General features: G+C 68.3%; 21 protein-coding genes and 1 tRNA gene. 7 read left to right on the plus strand and 15 right to left on the minus strand.

From position 1 onward, the window contains the following. Nucleotides 1-241 precede the first annotated feature (241 nt). Entirely contained in the window at nucleotides 242-448 is a 207-nt protein-coding gene (locus PV679_RS26345; RefSeq protein WP_319682884.1) for a hypothetical protein, read from the plus strand. Between the two features lie 125 nt (nucleotides 449-573). On the opposite strand, the gene PV679_RS26350 is transcribed toward PV679_RS26345, so the two are convergent. The 9 genes from PV679_RS26350 to PV679_RS26390 all read right to left on the minus strand — a co-directional run bounded on the left by PV679_RS26350 (nucleotide 574) and on the right by PV679_RS26390 (nucleotide 6,368). Beyond that, entirely contained in the window at nucleotides 574-1,449 is an 876-nt protein-coding gene (locus PV679_RS26350) for an RNA polymerase sigma factor SigF (RefSeq protein ID WP_319682885.1), read from the minus strand. A 235-nt stretch (nucleotides 1,450-1,684) separates the two neighbouring features. Beyond that, nucleotides 1,685-2,515: an RNA polymerase sigma factor SigF gene (locus PV679_RS26355; RefSeq protein WP_319682886.1), complete on the minus strand. Its 831-nt coding sequence runs from the start codon at nucleotides 2,513-2,515 to the stop codon at nucleotides 1,685-1,687. Between the two features lie 177 nt (nucleotides 2,516-2,692). After that, nucleotides 2,693-2,986, minus strand: coding sequence for a Dabb family protein (locus PV679_RS26360; protein WP_319682887.1), 294 nt, complete (start codon nucleotides 2,984-2,986; stop codon nucleotides 2,693-2,695). A gap of 44 nt (nucleotides 2,987-3,030) precedes the next feature. Continuing rightward, nucleotides 3,031-3,195, minus strand: coding sequence for a hypothetical protein (locus PV679_RS26365; protein ID WP_319682888.1), 165 nt, complete (start codon nucleotides 3,193-3,195; stop codon nucleotides 3,031-3,033). 313 nt (nucleotides 3,196-3,508) lie between these two features. After that, entirely contained in the window at nucleotides 3,509-3,757 is a 249-nt protein-coding gene (locus PV679_RS26370) for a hypothetical protein (RefSeq protein ID WP_319682889.1), read from the minus strand. 772 nt (nucleotides 3,758-4,529) lie between these two features. Further along, a tRNA-Ser gene (locus PV679_RS26375) sits at nucleotides 4,530-4,614 on the minus strand. A gap of 166 nt (nucleotides 4,615-4,780) precedes the next feature. Continuing rightward, a complete protein-coding gene (gene tadA, locus PV679_RS26380) occupies nucleotides 4,781-5,209 on the minus strand; it encodes a tRNA adenosine(34) deaminase TadA (RefSeq protein WP_319682890.1) in 429 nt (142 codons plus the stop codon). A gap of 121 nt (nucleotides 5,210-5,330) precedes the next feature. Further along, nucleotides 5,331-5,867 carry a hypothetical protein gene (locus PV679_RS26385; RefSeq protein WP_319682891.1) on the minus strand — a complete coding sequence of 179 codons (537 nt, stop codon included), beginning with the start codon at nucleotides 5,865-5,867 and terminating at the stop codon, nucleotides 5,331-5,333. A gap of 285 nt (nucleotides 5,868-6,152) precedes the next feature. Next, nucleotides 6,153-6,368, minus strand: coding sequence for a hypothetical protein (locus PV679_RS26390; protein WP_319682892.1), 216 nt, complete (start codon nucleotides 6,366-6,368; stop codon nucleotides 6,153-6,155). 144 nt (nucleotides 6,369-6,512) lie between these two features. Between PV679_RS26390 and upp the strand changes: the two genes are divergently transcribed. Beyond that, nucleotides 6,513-7,148, plus strand: coding sequence for a uracil phosphoribosyltransferase (gene upp, locus PV679_RS26395; protein WP_319682893.1), 636 nt, complete (start codon nucleotides 6,513-6,515; stop codon nucleotides 7,146-7,148). A 33-nt stretch (nucleotides 7,149-7,181) separates the two neighbouring features. Here the strand turns inward: upp and PV679_RS26400 are convergent, their stop codons facing one another. Beyond that, nucleotides 7,182-7,967, minus strand: coding sequence for an SDR family NAD(P)-dependent oxidoreductase (locus PV679_RS26400; RefSeq protein ID WP_319682894.1), 786 nt, complete (start codon nucleotides 7,965-7,967; stop codon nucleotides 7,182-7,184). A 184-nt stretch (nucleotides 7,968-8,151) separates the two neighbouring features. Here PV679_RS26400 and PV679_RS26405 point away from each other — a divergent pair, with 184 nt between their 5' ends. Further along, complete coding sequence (locus PV679_RS26405; RefSeq protein ID WP_319682895.1) at nucleotides 8,152-8,283, plus strand: hypothetical protein; 132 nt, start codon at nucleotides 8,152-8,154, stop codon at nucleotides 8,281-8,283. Between the two features lie 132 nt (nucleotides 8,284-8,415). On the opposite strand, the gene PV679_RS26410 is transcribed toward PV679_RS26405, so the two are convergent. The 4 genes from PV679_RS26410 to PV679_RS26425 form a co-directional block, all read right to left on the minus strand. Next, on the minus strand, nucleotides 8,416-9,096 hold the full coding sequence (locus tag PV679_RS26410) for a LytR C-terminal domain-containing protein (RefSeq protein WP_319682896.1): 681 nt from the start codon (nucleotides 9,094-9,096) through the stop codon (nucleotides 8,416-8,418). A gap of 112 nt (nucleotides 9,097-9,208) precedes the next feature. After that, nucleotides 9,209-9,511 (minus strand): type II toxin-antitoxin system VapB family antitoxin, encoded by a 303-nt coding sequence (locus tag PV679_RS26415; RefSeq protein ID WP_023540426.1) that lies wholly within the window; start codon nucleotides 9,509-9,511, stop codon nucleotides 9,209-9,211. Nucleotides 9,512-9,918: 407 nt separating this feature from the next. Beyond that, on the minus strand, nucleotides 9,919-11,460 hold the full coding sequence (locus tag PV679_RS26420) for a M28 family metallopeptidase (RefSeq protein WP_319682897.1): 1,542 nt from the start codon (nucleotides 11,458-11,460) through the stop codon (nucleotides 9,919-9,921). Nucleotides 11,461-11,577: 117 nt separating this feature from the next. Continuing rightward, complete coding sequence (locus PV679_RS26425; RefSeq protein ID WP_319682898.1) at nucleotides 11,578-12,183, minus strand: HhH-GPD-type base excision DNA repair protein; 606 nt, start codon at nucleotides 12,181-12,183, stop codon at nucleotides 11,578-11,580. 222 nt (nucleotides 12,184-12,405) lie between these two features. On the opposite strand from PV679_RS26425, the gene PV679_RS26430 reads away from it, so the two are divergent. Further along, the gene (locus tag PV679_RS26430; RefSeq protein ID WP_319682899.1) at nucleotides 12,406-14,649 is read left to right on the plus strand and encodes a family 2 encapsulin nanocompartment cargo protein terpene cyclase; all 2,244 of its coding nucleotides are present in this window, start codon (nucleotides 12,406-12,408) and stop codon (nucleotides 14,647-14,649) included. 90 nt (nucleotides 14,650-14,739) lie between these two features. Here PV679_RS26430 and PV679_RS26435 read toward each other — a convergent pair whose 3' ends face one another. Further along, the gene (locus PV679_RS26435) at nucleotides 14,740-15,675 is read right to left on the minus strand and encodes a LysR family transcriptional regulator (RefSeq protein WP_319682900.1); all 936 of its coding nucleotides are present in this window, start codon (nucleotides 15,673-15,675) and stop codon (nucleotides 14,740-14,742) included. 139 nt (nucleotides 15,676-15,814) lie between these two features. On the opposite strand from PV679_RS26435, the gene PV679_RS36245 reads away from it, so the two are divergent. From PV679_RS36245 to ssuE, 3 genes are all read left to right on the plus strand, one after another. After that, nucleotides 15,815-15,898 (plus strand): putative leader peptide, encoded by an 84-nt coding sequence (locus tag PV679_RS36245; protein ID WP_360172550.1) that lies wholly within the window; start codon nucleotides 15,815-15,817, stop codon nucleotides 15,896-15,898. A gap of 286 nt (nucleotides 15,899-16,184) precedes the next feature. Next, a complete protein-coding gene (gene sfnG, locus PV679_RS26440; RefSeq protein ID WP_319682901.1) occupies nucleotides 16,185-17,312 on the plus strand; it encodes a dimethylsulfone monooxygenase SfnG in 1,128 nt (375 codons plus the stop codon). 90 nt (nucleotides 17,313-17,402) lie between these two features. Then, entirely contained in the window at nucleotides 17,403-17,957 is a 555-nt protein-coding gene (gene ssuE / locus PV679_RS26445; RefSeq protein ID WP_319682902.1) for an NADPH-dependent FMN reductase, read from the plus strand. Nucleotides 17,958-17,973 lie beyond the last annotated feature (16 nt).

The raw sequence follows: 17,973 nt of genomic DNA on the forward strand, positions 1-17,973 counted from the left end.
TAAAGGAACCCAAAAGGCTTCGCATGGCCCGGGTCAATGCCTGGCGAGGTGGCTTTACGGGGAGCGCGCGGTGCCTGTCTCGCTGGTACGCCGGACCGGGAGCCCGGGGCCGCCGGGCCGGGATCAGCGGGACGCGCGGGCCGGATGCCGACGGCCGGCGACGGGCCGCGCACGGATTTTGTGCGGCTCGTAGTGGGCCCGGGGTTGGGCGTGACCCGTGAGTTCGCTAGGGTCCTGCCCCATGGCACACAACCCCCATGCCCCGCAGGGCCCCGAGGGCAATCCCGACCCCGCGGGCAGCACCCAGATGTTCCGTGCGTTTGTCGACGACGGCGAGCCCGAGCGCCGACAGGCGCCCCAGCAGAGCGGACCGAAGGCCGGACTGATCGTCGGCGTCGTCGCGGTCGTGGTGATCCTGGCCGTGGTGGCCTGGCTGGCCTTCGGCTGATCCACTGTCCGCTGATCCACTGTCCGCTGATCCCCGAGGCCGAGCCGGCACACGGCTGACGCTTTGTCGATTCGGGGACGTGGAACCCCGCCCTGGAGTACGGATTACGGGCGGGGTCCGCTGTTTCAGTCCGAGATCAGCCCTTCCCGTAGCTGCGCGAGCGTACGGGTCAGCAGCCGCGAGACATGCATCTGCGAGATGCCGACCTCTTCACCGATCTGCGACTGGGTCATGTTCGCGAAGAAGCGGAGCATGATGATCTGCCGCTCACGGGGCGGGAGTTTGGCGAGCAGCGGCTTGAGCGACTCGCGGTACTCGACGCCCTCCAGAGCCGTGTCCTCGTAACCCAGCCGGTCCGCGAGCGAGCCCTCGCCGCCGTCGTCCTCGGGCGAGGGCGAGTCGAGCGAGGAGGCGGTGTACGCGTTGCCGACCGCGAGGCCGTCGACCACGTCCTCCTCCGACACGCCCAGTACGGCGGCGAGTTCGGGAACGGTCGGCGAGCGGTCGAGCTTCTGTGCCAGCTCGTCGCTGGCCTTGGTCAGCGCGAGACGCAGCTCCTGGAGCCGGCGCGGCACGCGCACCGACCACGAGGTGTCCCGGAAGAAGCGCTTGATCTCACCGACGACCGTCGGCATCGCGAACGTCGGGAATTCCACGCCGCGTTCGCAGTCGAACCGGTCGATCGCCTTGATCAGGCCGATCGTGCCGACCTGGACGATGTCCTCCATCGGCTCGTTGCGGCTGCGGAACCGGGCCGCCGCGTAGCGCACCAGCGGCAGATTCAGCTCGATGAGCGTGTCACGTACATAGGTGCGCTCCGGGCTGTCCGCTTCTCCGGTGTCCAGCGCGGCGAGCCGCAGGAACAGGGAGCGGGACAGCGTACGGGTGTCGATGGCTTCCGGCTGGGACACGCGCGGCTGAGCCACGTGGTCGAGAGCATCGGGCGCGGGAGCGCTCTTCGTGAGCGTGAGCACCTTCGAGCTGCCCTGTTCTGCGGACATGCCACCCCCTTGAGGTCGCGGACGGTCGCGTCGGCCGCTCCCGTCGGAGGAACGCAGCCTCCACCTGAATACCGGAGGAGGGGCTGCGGCAAACGCGGTTCCAGCAGAATGTCACATGTCGGCAACACGCTGTAGTGACATGTCGACAAGTTGGAGCCGAATCCGCCCAGGAAAGAGGGGGTGTGGGGGCCTTTCGGCCGGCGAGGGGAACCGAAGTGGGTTGTACCCCTGAGGGTTACGCCTCGATCCGATTTGCGGATCGCAGTCGCGCGAAACTTCTGGCCAGAAGCCTTGACACATGCATCTGGGAAACGCCCAATTCCTGGCTGATCTGTGACTGCGTCAGATTGTTGTAATAGCGCAGCATCAGAATCCGCTGTTCTCTTTCGGGCAGTTGTACGAGTAGATGGCGGACCAGATCGCGGTGTTCGACGCCGGCCAGCGCCGGGTCCTCGTAACCGAGCCGGTCCAGCAGGCCCGGCAGCCCGTCACCCTCCTGGGCGGCCTCCAGCGAGGTCGCGTGGTACGAACGGCCCGCCTCGATACAGGCCAGTACTTCCTCTTCGGAGATCTTCAGCCGCTCGGCGATCTCGGCGGTGGTCGGGGACCGGCCGTGGGCCGTCGTCAGGTCCTCCGTCGCGCCGGTCACCTGCACCCACAGCTCATGGAGCCGGCGCGGCACATGGACCGTCCGTACGTTGTCGCGGAAGTACCGTTTGATCTCACCGACGACGGTCGGCATCGCGAACGTGGGGAACTGGACGCCGCGGTCCGGATCGAACCGGTCGATGGCGTTGATCAGTCCGATCGTGCCGACCTGGACCACGTCCTCCATCGGCTCGTTGCGGCTGCGGAACCGGGCGGCGGCATAGCGCACCAGCGGCAGATTGGCCTCGATGAGCGCCCCACGCACCCGGGTGTGTTCCCGGCTTCCGGGTTCCAGTTCCTTGAGCTGAGCGAAGAGCACCTGCGTCAGGGCTCTGGTGTCGGCGCCGCGGCTCTGTGCCGTGGAGCGTGGTTCGGTCTCGATCTGGGGCGGCACCTGAGGCGTAGTACTGGCCGGCACGGTCACGCCACCCCTTTGCGGTCGACTACGGTCAACTCATCCGTCAAAAGCGGTCATAGCATCACAAGACATGTCCACTGTGTGCAAGCACCAGAAAAGCCCGTGTTGACGGCAAGTTGGGGCAATAAACCCAAAAGCCCCACACTAGAACGGTGTGGGGCAGGGGGAGCGGAAGGCTCAGAACTCGTAGTCGGCGATCACCCAGGTGGCGAACTCCCGCCACTGCCCGACGCCCGCCTGATGGGCCGGATGGTCCAAGTACCGCTGGAGCGCGTCGCGGTCGGCGACCGCGGCGTTGATGGCGAAGTCGTAGGCGATGGGACGGTCGCTGATGTTCCAGGCGCACTCCCAGAACTCCAGTTCCGGGATCTGCCCGCCGAGTTCCCGGAAGGCCCGCGCACCGGCGGTCACCCGAGGCTCGTCGCGCGAGACGCCCTCATTGAGCTTGAAGAGGACCAGGTGGCGGATCACGGCACTCCTTGGAGACGTCCTGGCTGCTGGATATGGCCCCGGGGCTACTGGATGAGTTCCGACATGAACTCACCGACGCCCTGGGCGGCGCTCGAAATGCCCTCGAACCCTACCTGGACGAGGTCGGCGGCCCGGGCCGGGGACGTGATGATCGTGTACAGGACGAAGACCGCGACCGCGTAGACCACGATCTTCCTCGTTTGTGCCATCGTCCCGCTGCCTCCCCTGCCGTCTCCCCAGTGCGGTCGCGAGAGTCTAACCGTATGAACGCCGGTGTTCGGAGGCTGTTCGTATGTAAAGCCTGAAGGACCCCGGCGCACTGCGCCGGGGTCCTTCCAAGAGCGGTGGCGGAGGGATGTGAACCCGCTTGCGTGACCCGTTTCACCTGCGGTTTCTCGCGAGAGTGGGGCATACCATCCTGTTTCGTCCTGCTGATTCCACCGGCCATTCTGCGGTCCTGGTCGGCCAGCACGGACAGCGGCTGTGCGTCGAGGACGAGGAGTGCGCGGGGGAACGCCGGGGCTACTCGCCGTGCCATGTCCGGCGGGCCTCCTCGATCTCCTCGGGAGAGAAGGAGCCGTGCTCGTCCTCGTACGCCTCGACGATCTCCCTGGTTTTGGTCAGGTCGAGTGCGTGTTCGACGGCGTCGGAGACGAAGCGTGAGAAACCCCGGGCGCCGGTGCGGGCTTCTACCTCGCGGGCGAGTGATCTGGGGATAGTGACGGACTTCTTCACGGTGGTCTCGTCCAGAGGCGCGTACTCGATAGGCATACCAAGCGTTATCCCACTAGAAGTAGGACTTCTGTCCAGCCGGGGTGCAGGCCGTCCGGCAGCCTGTTCACGGCCCATCGGGGGAACACCCCGCAGGCGCGGGGTCGACTGTGTACGGGAAAGCAGACGGGTCGACGGCGAAGGAACGCCCCCGCAGGCGCGGGGTCGACAACGAAAGAATTCTTCCGGGGCATCAGTCAAAGGAGCACCCCCGCAGGCGCGGGGCCGACGACACGCCCGCCCTCACCGCCCTGTGCCACACCGGAACACCCCCGCAGGCGCGGGGCCGACACTTGTTGACCTGGGCTGACCTGGGCTTTTATCTGCGGGGAGCCCTGATTTTATTCAGTGGCAGCGGCCCGAGACGTTGATCGAGGCTCTGTCGATACGCGACCGGAAAGAACAATGTGGTCGATCCCTCGCGCGTTGTCAGAGCTGGCATTGAGGCCGTCCCATCACCTTACTGAACTGACGGGAGTTGGGCTTTGGTGACCTGGCTGAGGTCTTGCCGTGCCGGGTTCCCTCGCGGGAGGTGTGGCTGCGTCTGAGCGGGCTCGTCGGGATGGTGGACTGGATCGTCGGCGACATGGCCGGGCTGTGGGGGATCTCGGAGGGACTGCAGGTGGCAGATCCCTCCGTGGGAAGGCCCAACGCGCCCGGCGCGCGGGCCAGTTGTGCTCCTGTCGGCTCCCGTGCCGCACGGCCGTGCAGTACGTGCCGCACGCAAAACACCCTCCTGATCGCGTTTCCGCAAGTCAGGAGGGTGTGAGAGCGGTAGCGGAGGGATTTGAACCCTCGGTGAGTTTCCCCACACTCGCTTTCGAGGCGAGCTCCTTCGGCCGCTCGGACACGCTACCGGGAGAGAGCTTAGCCCACGGTGGGCCGTGCTCTGAAATCGATACTCCGGTACGGCGAGCGAAGGGCGGCGGAAGCGGTTCGGTCGAGGGCGGACGGGGATCGGAGGAGGGCGGAAGTCGGTTCGGGAGTTGGGTCAGGAGTCGGTCGGGACGGACCGGAGACCGGTCAGCGGTCCCGGAAGAAGGCCGTCAGAAGCGCGGAGCACTCATCCGCGAGCACGCCGTGGATCACCTCGGGCCGGTGGTTGAGCCGCCGGTCGCGTACGACGTCCCAGAGCGAGCCGGCCGCGCCGGCCTTCTCGTCGAGCGCGCCGAACACCACCCGGTCGACCCGGGACTGCACGATCGCGCCCGCGCACATCGTGCACGGTTCCAGGGTCACCACCAGCGTGCAGCCCGTCAGCCGCCAGGCGCCGAGCTTCCCGGCCGCCCTGCGGATCGCCAGGATCTCCGCATGGGCCGTCGGGTCACCGGTCGCCTCGCGCTCGTTGTGGCCCGTCGCGAGCACCGTGCCGTCCGGAGACAGCATGACGGCGCCGACCGGCACATCGCCGGACCGGGCCGCCAGTGCCGCCTCGTCCAGGGCGAGCCGCATGGGCCCAGGCCATGGAGCGCGTACCGGATCGCTCACGGAGTCGTGCCGAATCACCAGTGCCTTTCTTTCGGATCGTGCCGGACTCGCGACGCGTCCTGGGCCCTGTCACACGGGACAGCCCTCAGCGGACGGTCTCCAGTACCTCGGCGGCGCCCAGGGCTTCCGCGATCTCGGCCATCGCGTCGGTGTCGAGCGCCAGCAGATCCGCCTCGGACAAGCCGAGGTCGGCGAGAATCTCACGGTCGCCGACGGCACCCGCCGGCACGGTCTCCCCGTCGATCACAGGGCTGTCCTCGTCCTCCTCGTCGTTCTCGTCCGGTTCGCCGTCCTCCGTACCGTCGAGGTCCAGCGTGTCCAAGTCGTCGGCCGGGTCGTCATCGTCCCTGCCGAGCAGTTCATCAATGAGGATCTCCCCGTACGAGGAGCGTGCGGCCGCGGCCGCGTCGGAGACGTAGATACGAGGGTCTTCCTCGCCCTCCACGCGGAGAATGCCGAACCAGGCATCCTCCTGCTCGATGAACACGAGCACCGTGTCGTCGTCGACCGAGGCCTCACGGGCCAGATCGGTCAGGTCCGACAGGGTCTCCACATCGTCGAGCTCTGTATCGCTCGCTTCCCACCCGTCTTCGGTGCGCGCGAGCAGTGCGGCGAAGTACACCGTGACTCTCCCACTGGTCAGAGGTGTGACGATCAGGCGGTGCGCTGCTCTGCCCCGCCTACTCGGAATCGTGGCAGAAACGAGCGCTTCACGAGAGGTCTTCCACCGTTGCGTCGTGGGGCCATTTTATTAGGCGCCTGTTCGGCCCCACGCGCCGGATGCCTCTCATTCGCCGTGGCAGAGGCGGGAGACCCGCCTGAGCCCGGTCGTACGGCCCGCACACAGTCCGCACGTGGCCCGCACAAAGCTTCCACCTGAACGGTCCCACCGGACGGGCCTGCGCGGCTACCAGCGGAAGGTACGCATCCGCATCTGCTGGCGCATCCGGGCGGCGCGGGCCTGCCGGGGCTTCACCCGCTCGCGCAGCGCCTTGGCCTCGTTCAGCTCCCGCAGGAACTGCGCGCGGCGCCGACGGCGGTCCGCCTCGCTCTCCTCGGCCGCGTCGTCCCTGCCGGGGTCCGCGGACGCCGGGCCTCGCTGATCCTGGTCCTGGTCCGCCATCGACGCCTCACCGCTCCAAGGCCGGGTCCCTGGCTCCACGGATTCACCGGGGAGATCTCTCTCACCTTCCCTCGGGACCGGGAGTTGATGCGGACCGGTTGATGGCAGCGCGTGCGGCCTTGGCCCCCGGTTACTGTGGTCGCCATGCGGATTCACGTCGTCGACCACCCGCTGGTGGCGCACAAACTCACCACGCTGCGCGATCGGCGCACCGACTCCCCGACCTTCCGGCGCCTCGCCGACGAGCTGGTCACCCTGCTCGCGTACGAGGCCACTCGCGATGTGCGGACGGAACAGGTCGACATCGAGACCCCTGTGACGGCGACAACGGGGGTGAAGCTCTCCTATCCGCGCCCGCTCGTGGTCCCCATCCTGCGGGCCGGGCTCGGGATGCTGGACGGAATGGTGCGGCTGCTGCCCACCGCCGAGGTGGGCTTCCTCGGGATGATCCGCGACGAGGAGACGCTGCAGGCGTCGACGTACGCGACCCGCATGCCCGAGGACCTCTCGGGCCGGCAGGTGTACGTCCTGGACCCGATGCTGGCGACCGGCGGCACGCTGGTCGCGGCGATCCAGGAACTGATCAAGCGCGGTGCCGACGATGTGACGGCGGTCGTGCTGCTCGCGGCGCCCGAGGGCGTCGAGGTGATGGAGCGGGAGCTGGCGGGGACGCCGGTGACCGTCGTGACCGCCGCGGTCGACGAGCGGCTCAACGACCACGGCTACATCGTCCCGGGCCTCGGCGACGCCGGTGACCGGATGTACGGCACGGTCGACTGAGAGGTCGTCAGACTCTCACCACCACGGAGGGACTCAGAGCAGCGAGTCGGTGAGTGCGGCAAGGCGCTTGCGGTAGTCCGGGTCGTAGGCCTCGGCCGCTGCTCGCGCCTCCTTCTCGCCGTCGTAGTACCGCCCGGTGACGCCGGCCAGTTCGGGAGCGTCGACCAGGCGCCGGGTGGCCACCACTCCCTGCTCCAGGGAGCCGACGACGTCCATGCCGGACGCGCGGGACATGGCCGTCGGCATGTAGGACGCGGGGTGGAGGCTGTTGACGGTGACGCCGCTGCCGGACAGTTCCTCGGCGAGGTCCAGGCCGTGGCTGATGAGGGCCAGCTTGGAGCGGCAGTAGGCGGCGACTTCGGTGTAGGCGCGGGTGAGTTGCGGGTCGTCGAAGTCGATCGGCTGCTGCCCGACCGAGGCGACGTTGACGACCCGGGAGGGCCTCGCCCGGCGCAGGAGCGGGAGCAGTTCCCGGGTCAGGAGGACGGGTGCCAGGTAGTTCACGGCCAGGCGCAGTTCGTGTCCGTCCGAGGAGGTCAGCCGGCTGGTGCCGGTGGCGTGGAAGCCGACTCCGGCGTTGTTGACGAGCACGTCGAGGCGGTCGTGCGCGGCGGCGATGCCGGCGGCGAGCCGCCGGACCTCGGCGAGCGAGGACAGGTCGGCCCGGTTGGTCCCCGCGCCGGTGGCCGCGGCGACCTCGGACAGACGGCCCTGGTCGCGGCCGTGCAGCAGCAGGGTGTGCTTGCCGTCGGCGGCCAGGTCCTCCGCGAGGGCGCGGCCGAGTCCGTCGGAGGCTCCGGTGATGAGGATCGTTGCCATGTCGTACACCTAGCGAGGCCAGTGAGGACGGCAGGAGATAGTGCAGCGAGGTCCGGAGGACGGACGCGCCGAAGCCGTAGCCGGCTGCGGGCGGGGTCTGGACGAGGGCCGAGACCAGGATGAACTGGGAGAACATCGCAAAGCCCAGCAGCAGTCCCGCCAGGTTGGCGAAGATCACCGGTCGGTGGACGAGCATCCGTACGTCCACCAGCGGATCCGGTGCACCGGATTTCTGGTGGCGCGGGCAGGCGCACCCTCCCGCGCGCCGGTCACCGCCGTCCGGGAACAACTCCTCACGGCGGCCCGCTCCTGGTGAGAGACCGTTTTCTCCCGTTGTCTCATCCGGGATCGCCGGTTTGGGGAGGGTTCACGTCCCGCGCCATACGGGGTTTCACGTCAACGCGTGGCGCCCCTCCGGCTCGATCGCCGGGGGGCGCGACAGCGGGGTTCAGTGCTTCTCCGGCGCACCGGTCTCCGGCGTACCGGCTACTGGCGCACCGGTCTCCGGCGCACCGGTCTCCGCGCAGGCGGGATCCGATACGGGCTGGGCCAGGGTGGCCAGGGCCAGGTCCGCGTCCTTCTGCACCGTCAGCGTCTGGAAGGCCATACCGATGATCAGATCGACATCCGGCGTCTGACGGGCGTCGGTCTTCGGTGTGGCGCCCGTCAACTGGGTGCCGAGGACGGAGAAGGGCCCGTCCATGGCTGTCGTGGCGCCCAGCAGTATCCCGGGGCCCGGCACCTTCTTGTCGTAGGGGGCGGGTGCGTTGCCCACCTTGCCGATGACGAAGCCACGTTTCTTGAGTTCGTCGGCGGTGGATTGGGCGAGACCGCCTCGCGGCGTCGCGTTGTAGACATTGACCGTGATCTGGCCGGGTTTGGGCAGCGCCTTGGCGGGCGCCGAGGAGGGATCGCAGTCGGGCGTCCGGCCGGCCGTGGTGTTTTTGCCTTTGCCGGTGAAGACGTCGATGAGCTGCAAAGTCCCCCAGCCGGCCAGGCCGAGGGCAACAACGGCGGCGACGGCCGCGAGCACGATCCTGCGGCGATGACGAGGGCGGCGCATACGTGGGTATTTGTCCCCCGTGATGCGGTACTTTCCGCCCATCCCGGGGGGAGTGAGCATGCTCATGAGCGCAGCGTAGTAGGAGCCGCTGGCGATTCCTACTAAATGATCAATGGGTTGGGCAGTCCGGGTTTGGAAAGGGCTCGAACGGCTTAGTTCTCACCCGTACGGCCCGGTCTCAGCCCAGGTCGAGTTCGAGCACGCGCGCGTGCAGCACCTGGCGTTGCTGGAGCGCGGCGCGCACGGCGCGGTGCAGCCCGTCTTCCAGATAGAGATCGCCCTGCCACTTCACGACATGCGCGAACAGGTCGCCGTAGAAGGTGGAGTCCTCGGCGAGCAGCGTTTCCAGGTCCAGTTGACCCTTGGTGGTCACGAGCTGATCGAGGCGGACCGGGCGCGGCGCGACATCCGCCCACTGCCGGGTGCTTTCCCGGCCGTGGTCGGGATACGGCCGCCCGTTACCGATGCGCTTGAAGATCACACGGAAAGCCTACCGGGCGAGCGGCTCCGGGCGCAGCCATGGTGACGGAGTGCAAAGACGGCATGCGGCACCAAAGGTGAGCGAAGTATGAGCGGAAGCACGCCGTCCGCCGGTCACATGGCCGAGATCTTCGCCGGGACCGCCGTTGGCCAGAGGTGCGTACGGCCCGTGCTCGGACGGGTGACCCGACATCGGGCGGTCCGGCCGGTCCGGCCGGTCCCGGGCCCGCCGGCCGGCGTGGCGCGCGTCCCTGGCCGACGGCTCGGGGCCTGGGCCGATTCCCTCGAAAGTGGGCGGCGGGATGTTCACGCGGACGGCCTGGCCGGCGGTCCGCCACCGTCATGGACCCGGTCCGCCGCGGACGCGCGGTGGCGCGGACGCGGCGGACCACGGGGCGTGTTCCGCGGTTACGCGGCCGGCTCGTGACCACGCGCGTGGAGCGTGCGGCCGCTGTGGTCCTTCGCGGTCCGCGCCGGAGCGCCGGCCGGCTTCGAGAGCGAGCTCAGATCGTGGGCGTAGGTGCCCACGGCGTGGGCGATCACATCGACATTGATGTCGAGGGCCTTCATATTGATGTGGGAGAGGTTGTCGCAGGCCGAGTGGTAGCACTTGTCGTACGCGACACCGGCCTCGCCGCCGAACTTCCCGGCCTGGGCCGCGGTCTTGATGCCCTCGGCGCCGGTGAAGGTGCCGCCGGACGGGATGCCCGCGTCGATGAACGGCCCGTAGTCCGAGCGGCCGTCGAAGTCCGTGCCCTCGTGCGGGACGTTCCGGCTGTCGAGGAAGTCGTTGATCCCCTTCTCCAACTGCGCCGAGCCCTCGGGGCCCGGCCCCGCGCCCACGCCGTCGGAGTTGTCGCCGTCGTAGACGAACTGTCCGGAGTTCGGCGATCCGATCATGTCGAAGTTGAGGTACAGCGCGATGTCCGCGCGCTGTACGGCGGTCAGGCCGGTGACATACGCCTCGGCGCCGAGCAGTCCCAGTTCCTCCGCCGACCACCAGGCGAAACGCACCTTGTTGGTGGGCTTCTCGCGGGTCTCGGCGAGGTCGAGCGCCACGTCCAGCAGACCGGCTGAGCCCGAGCCGTTGTCGTTGATGCCGGGGCCGTCGGTGACCGAGTCGAGGTGGGCGCCGAGCATCACGGTGCGGTCCGCGTCGCCGCCCTTGGTCTCGGCGATCACATTGCGGGTCGTCCGCCGCTCCTGGAGCTGACGGACCTCCATGGCGACCGTCACCGTGCCCTTCGCGGCCTCGGCGGCCAGCGCCTGGCCCTCGGACTGGGTGATTCCGCCGGTGGGGATCACTCCGGCGCCCGGAGCGCCGAGGGTGCCGTTGAGCGCGCCCTCGGTGTTGTTGTAGACGATCGCGGCGACCGCGCCCGCGGCCGCCGCCTCCTTCTGCTTCAGCGCGAAGTCGCAGCCGCCGCGCTGGATCAGCGCGATCTTGCCGGTGAAGTCGCCGGAGGCGTAGTCGGCGGGCTCGCAGCCGGTGGTCGCGTCGACCGGTACGGCGGCGAGTGCGGCCCGGATCCCGCCCTTCGGGCTGGACGCGGTGTACGACATGGCGACGATCGCGACGTCGCGCGGCGTCGGCGCGGTGACCGAGAGCTTCTCTGCGAGCGTCTCGACATAGGTGAAGTCGAACGGCCCGTACGAGACCTGGTATCCGGCCTTCTTGAGCCGGCTGTAGACGTAGGCGGCCGAGGCGTCGTGTCCCAGCGAGCCGGCGGCTCTGTTGCCGTCGGCGGAGTCCGCGATGGCCTGGAACATCTTCAGATGCCGGTACGCGTCCTCGGCCGACGCCTCACGCACCAGCTTCCGGGAGAGTTTCGCCGCGTCCTCGGCCGGAGTGTGCGGGCGGGCGGAGGCGGGTGAGGAGGACAGCAGGAGGGGCGCGGCGAGAGCGGCGGCGGCCGCGACAGCCAGGAATCCGCGGGGAGTCGCGTTCACAGGGGTCCTTCCGGTGCGAACGAATGTGAGGGAAAGCTACGGGCCGGCCCTTAGCGATCGGAGTGCCGCCTGTGAACAGCTTCGCCAGAGGCCGTGGCGCGTTCCGCCACGGCGTGCTCAGTCCTTGCGTGCCGCGTTGTTCGCCTTCGCGGATTTCGCCGCGCGTTTCGTCTCCTGCTTGAACGCCCGGACCCGGGCCAGTGACTCGGGCCCGGTGATGTCCGCCGCCGAGCGGTACGAGCCCGCGTCGCCGTACGCGCCGGCGGCCGTGCGCCAGCCCGTGGGCCGTACGCCGAACTGCTTGCCCAGCAGCGCCAGGAAGATCTGCGACTTCTGTTTTCCGAAGCCCGGCAGCGCGTTCAGCCGCCGCAGCACCTCCGCGCCCGTGGCGACATCACGCCACACCGCGCCGGGATCGCCGTCGTAGTGCTCGACCAGGTACTGGCAGAGCTGTTGCACCCGCTTGGCCATCGAGCCCGGATAACGGTGCACGGCGGGCTTGGCCGAAAGCAGTGCCACGAATGCCTCGGGATCGTAGGCGGCGATCTCCCGTGCGTCGAGATCGTCACCGCCCATGCGTACGGCGATGGTGTACGGCCCCGAGAACGCCCACTCCATGGGAATTCGCTGGTCCAGCAGCATGCCGAGCAGCGCGGCCAGCGGGCTGCGGCCGAGCAGTTCGTCGGCCTCGGGCTGTTGTGCGAGCCGGATGGTGATGCTCATTCCACGATGTTCACCCGGGCCTCGCCGTATCGCACGCAGACCACGCGCTATTCGTAAGCTCATATGACTGTTAAGTGGCGTGGATGGCGGCCCGGGGCGAGGGGTAGAGCTGAGCCGACCGGGTGACACGGCAGGGGGGCAGTACGTGATGTCGGCATTCCTGATCCGCGCATTCCGGCGCAGGAGAAATCTTCCGGGACCTTCGGGAAAGGCCGCGCGCCAGTGACACAGCCCTTTGAACTGCCGGATTTCTACATGGCCTATCCGGCCCGGCTCAATCCGCACCTGGAGGAGGCCAGGGAGCACTCCAAGAAGTGGGCCAGGGACATGGGAATGCTGGAGGGATCCGGGGTCTGGGAGGAGCACGACCTCGATTCCCACGACTACGCCCTGCTCTGCTCGTACACCCATCCGGACTGTGACGGTCCGGCGCTGTCACTGGTCACCGACTGGTATGTGTGGGTCTTCTTCTTCGACGACCACTTCCTGGAGGTCTTCAAGCGGCCTCAGGACCGGGAGGGCGGCAAGGCCTATCTCGACCGGCTGGCCGCCTTTATGCCGATGGACCTCTCGGCGGGTTTCCCGGAGCCCACCAATCCGGTCGAGGCGGGCCTCGCCGATCTCTGGGCGCGCACGGTCCCGAGCATGTCCATGGCCTGGCGGGAGCGGTTCGCGGAGAGCACCGAGAATCTGCTCAACGAGTCCGACTGGGAGCTCGCGAACATCAACGCGGAGCGGATCGCCAACCCGGTCGAGTACATCGAAATGCGCCGCAAGGTCGGCGGCGCGCCATGGTCGGCCGGTCTCGTCGAATACGCCGCCGGCGCCGAGATCCCCGAGGCGATCGCCGGTTCCCGTCCGCTGCGGGTCCTCAAGGACGCCTTCTCCGACGGTGTCCATCTGCGCAACGACCTGTTCTCGTACCAGCGGGAGATCGAGGAGGAGGGCGAGCTGAGCAATGGTGTGCTCGTCCTGGAGAACTTCCTCGGCTGCTCCACGCAGGAGGCGGCGGACGCCGTGAACGACCTGCTGACCTCGCGCATCCAGCAGTTCGAGAACACCGCTCTGACCGAACTGGGCCCGCTCTTCGCCGAGAAGGGCCTGGATCCGCGGTCCTGCGCCGACACCCTCGCCTATGTGAAGGGGCTCCAGGACTGGCAGTCCGGCGGCCATGAATGGCACATGCGCTCCAGCCGCTATATGAACGGCGGTGGTGGTGATTCCGAGGCCGCGTCCTTCTCCATGACGCCCGTCGGCCTCGGCACGGCCGCCGCCGACATCGCGAGGACGATCGGCGCCGGCGCTCCCGCGCGGGCCCGGCGCCATGGCCATGTCCCGTTCCAGCGGGTCGGGCCCTCACTGCTGCCGGAGTTCAGGATGCCGTTCGAGCTGGAGCTGAGTCCGCATCTGGAGTCCTCGCGGGAGCATGTCGTCGAGTGGGCCCACCGCATGGGCATCCTCCAGGCGCAGCCGGGTGTGCCGCACTCCGACGTCTGGGACGAGGACCGGCTCAGGCGCATCGACCTCCCGCTCTGCTCCGCCGGTATCCATCCGGACGCCACTCCGGAGGCGCTCGATCTGACATCGGACTGGCTGACATGGGGGACGTACGGCGACGACTATTTCCCGGTCGTCTACGGCAACGCCCGCGATCTGGCCGGCGCGAAGGCGTGCAACGAACGGCTCTCGCTGTTCATGCCGGTCGAGATCTCCGAGACGCCGGTGCCGGTCAACGCGCTGGAACGCGGCCTGGCCGATCTGTGGGTCCGTACGGCCGGCCCGATGGAGCCGCCCGCCCGCCGCACCTTCCGCAAGGCCGTCGAGGACATGACGGCGAGCTGGCTGTGGGAGCTGGCCAACCAGGCGCAGAACCGCGTTCCCGATCCCGTCGACTACATCGAGATGCGCCGGCAGACCTTCGGCTCGGACATGACCATGAGTCTGTCCCGGCTGAGTCACGGCCGCGAGGTGCCGCCGGAGATCTACCACAGCGGCCCGATGAAGTCCCTGGAGAACGCGGCACAGGACTACGCCTGTCTGCTGAACGACGTCTTCTCGTACCAGAAGGAGATCGAGTTCGAGGGCGAGATCCACAACGGTGTGCTCGTCGTGCAGAACTTCTTCAACTGCGACTACCCGACCGGACTCGCGATCATCGACGATCTGATGAATTCGCGCATGCGCCAGTTCCAGCATGTCGTCGCGAATGAACTGCCCGTGCTGTACGACGACTTCGACCTGGGCGAAGAGGCGCGCCGGGTGCTGGAGGGCTATGTGAAGGAGCTGGAGAACTGGCTCTCCGGCATTCTGAACTGGCACCAGGGCTGCCATCGCTACAAGGAGTCCGACCTGCTCCTGGACAGCCAGGCCGCCCGCTGGCTGCCTCCCGTTCCGCACGGGCTCGGCACCTCGGCGGCGCGACTGCTGCTGCCGGGAGTCGGCGCCGTACCCCATATGGCGCGGTAACGGCCACGACGCGATTCGCGGTGGCGCCCGGCAGCCACGGACCGCCGTTGTCCGGTCGGCGCTCGTGCGCCACGCGACCGCTGAGCCTCGTCAAGCCTCCCCGAGCGCATCCCGGGCGGCGGCGTCGCGGGCGTAGGTCTCCGCGCTGTTCACGAACATCGCGTGGAGCGCGCCCGCCGCCGTGGGGACCGAGGTGGAGAGCGGGCGCTGGATCACCAAGAGGACGGCGGTGCTGTCGGCTTCGAGAGGACGGTAGGTGATCAGTCCCGAGCGTTCCAGAGGGTCGCCGCGGACGCTGAAGTCCGGCAGGACGGTGGCGCCGAGGCCCTCGGCGACCATCAGTTTGCCCATCTCCGCGCCGTCCGTGGAGTACGAGAAGGTCGGGCTCCGGCCTTCGAGGAGCCGGTGCACATAGCGGTGCATCACATAGCCGGAGCGCATCACGATGAGCGGCTGGGCGAGGAGGTCGGCGACCGACACCGTGCGCCGGGCCGCGAGAGGGCTGTCGGAGCGTACACAGACCACCGGGCGGCCCCGCAGCAGCTCGGTGGTGTGGAAGCCGGTCGGTTTGTCGTCGCCCTGGAGGTAGTTGATCAGGCCCAGATCGAGGCCGCCCTCCAGCAACTCGCGCTGGATGTCGGCCTGCTGGGCTCCGATCACCTCGACCTGAGTCTCCGGGTGGGCCGCCCGGAACTCGCGGATGGTCGGGACGAGCAGCGGCACGGTGGCCGCGTTGACCGTGCCCAGCCGGATCATGCGGCTGGTGTGGTGCTGGTCGTCGGCCGCTCGGCGCAGTGTGTCGACCGCGTCGAGCACACCGATGATGTGAGGCAGGAGTTCGCGGCCCGCCGCGCTGATCTTGGCGCCGGACCGACGGCGGTCCAGGATGTCCACGCCCAGCTCCCGCTCCAGATTGCGGACGGTCTCGCTCAGGGCTGGCTGGGAGACATGCAGGGCCTCGGCCGCGCGGCGCAGGGAGCCGAGCCGCGTGACGGCCGCTATGTATTCGAGCTGCTCTATTCGCACGGCGATATCGCCTTTCGGCCATGCTGAAAGGGAAACCCTATCACCACGTCGTGGATACCGAATCGACCGGTACGGGGGCCCGCCGGTACGCTCGTGATCCATAGGGCTGTCGAATACGCGACGAGGTGGTGACGTGCTGATGAAGGATCTTCGGGAGCTGACCCGCCGCCGTCATGTCGATCTCGTACGCGTCTCCAGCGCGCTCTGTCGGCGTTCGGGCTGAGTACCGCGATTCCCCGCCGTCTGCCGCGCCGAACCGCCTCTGACCAGCGGCGTCCATCCGTATCGCACCGCGCCGCGCCCGCGCTCACCGTGTTGGTGACCGCTTCGCGGGCATTGTGCGAAGCGGTGGAATCGAATGATCCAGGGCCTTCCGCGGGGATTCCTCTCCTCTGATTTCTGTTCCGTCCGCCGTCACGGATTTAACGAGTTCTTCATGTTTATCGTGCCGTGCACGCCGGACGTCAGTGTCAACGGTCCCGCATCCTTTCACCCACCGGGAGTTCCCGATGTCCGTCCCGTTCCGCGTGGAGCCGCTCCGTTTCGCTTATTGGGTCCCCAACGTCAGCGGTGGCCTGGTCACCAGCACGATCGAACAGCGCACCGACTGGGAGTACGACTACAACCGTGAACTGGCGGTGCTCGCCGAGAACAACGGCTTCGAGTACGCGCTCAGCCAGGTCCGCTACATGGCGAGCTACGGCGCCGAGTACCAGCACGAGTCGACCAGTTTCAGCCTGGCCCTGCTGCTCGCCACCGAGCGGCTCAAGGTCATCGCCGCCGTCCATCCCGGGCTGTGGCACCCCGGCGTGCTGGCCAAACTGGGCGCCACCGCCGACCGGCTGTCGAAGGGCCGGTTCGCGGTGAACGTCGTGAGCGGCTGGTTCAAGGCCGAGTTCACGGCGCTGGGCGAGCCCTGGCTGGAGCACGACGAGAGGTACCGGCGCTCGGAGGAGTTCATCCGGGCACTGCGCTCGATCTGGACCGAGGACCACGCCGAACTGGCCGGAGACTTCTACCGGATCAGGGATTTCTCGCTGAAGCCCAAGCCGCTCAACACGCCGGAACGCCCGCATCCGGAGATCTTCCAGGGCGGCAATTCCACCGCGGCCCGTGCGATGGCCGGCCGGGTCTCGGACTGGTACTTCAGCAATGGCAAGGACTTCGACGGTGTGACGGAGCAGATCGGAGACGTCCGGGCCGCCGCGGCCGACGCCGGCCGGCGGGTCCGCTTCGGACTCAACGGCTTTCTGATCGCCCGGGACACGGAGGCCGAGGCGCGCGAGGTGCTGCGCGAGATCGTGGCGAAGGCGGACACCGAGGCGGTGCACGGATTCGGCTCGGCGGTGCGGCAGGCCGGCAGGTCGGCGGCCGACGGCAAGGGCATGTGGCAGGACTCGTCGTTCGAGGATCTCGTCCAGTACAACGACGGCTTCCGGACCGGTCTGATCGGTACGCCGGAACAGATCGCCGAGCGGATCGTGGCGTACAAGCGGCTCGGTGTGGATCTGTTCCTCCTCGGTTTCCTGCACTACCTGGAGGAGGTCGAGTACTTCGGCAAGCGGGTGCTGCCGCTGGTCCGCGAGCTGGAGGCGCGGCTTCCGCAGGAGAGCGAGGCGACCGCGGCCCGGGCCTGACCGCCGGTGTCGTGCTTCCCGTCTCTTCCGCTCGCCTTCCCGTCGCTCGTCCTCCCGTACTCGTACCAACGGATCCCGAGGTGATTCCGCATGGCCACGATCCTTTCCGTCTCCGGCAGCCCGTCCCCTGTCTCCCGTACGGCACGGCTGCTCCGGCATCTTGACGGCCGGCTCACCGCCCAGGGCCATCGGGTGATTCCTCTCGATGTACGGACGCTGCCCGCCGAGGCCCTGCTCGGCGCCGATTTCGCCGATCCCGCGATCGTCGAGGCCAGGCGGCTGTTCGAGCAGGCCGACGGCGTCGTCATCGGCACTCCGGTCTACAAGGCCGCGTACTCCGGTCTGCTGAAGTCCCTGCTGGATCTGCTGCCGCAGTACGCCCTGGCAGGCAAGACCGTACTGCCGCTGGCCACCGGTGGGAGCACCGCACATGTGCTGGCGATCGACTACGCGCTACGGCCGGTGCTGTCCTCCATGGGCGCGGCGCATATTGTCCAGGGCTGGTTTGTCCTCGACCGGCACATCACCGTGCTGGAAGAGGGAGGAGTGACCGTGGAACCCGGTTCACAGGAGGCGCTCGATCATGTGGTCGACCAGTTTTCGCTGGCGCTGCTGCCGGTCCACGCGCCGAGTGTGGCCGCCTGACCTTCTCCGCTCCGTC

Source organism: Streptomyces sp. AK02-01A (assembly GCF_033795305.1).
In the GTDB taxonomy this organism is placed as follows: Bacteria; Actinomycetota; Actinomycetes; order Streptomycetales; family Streptomycetaceae; genus Streptomyces.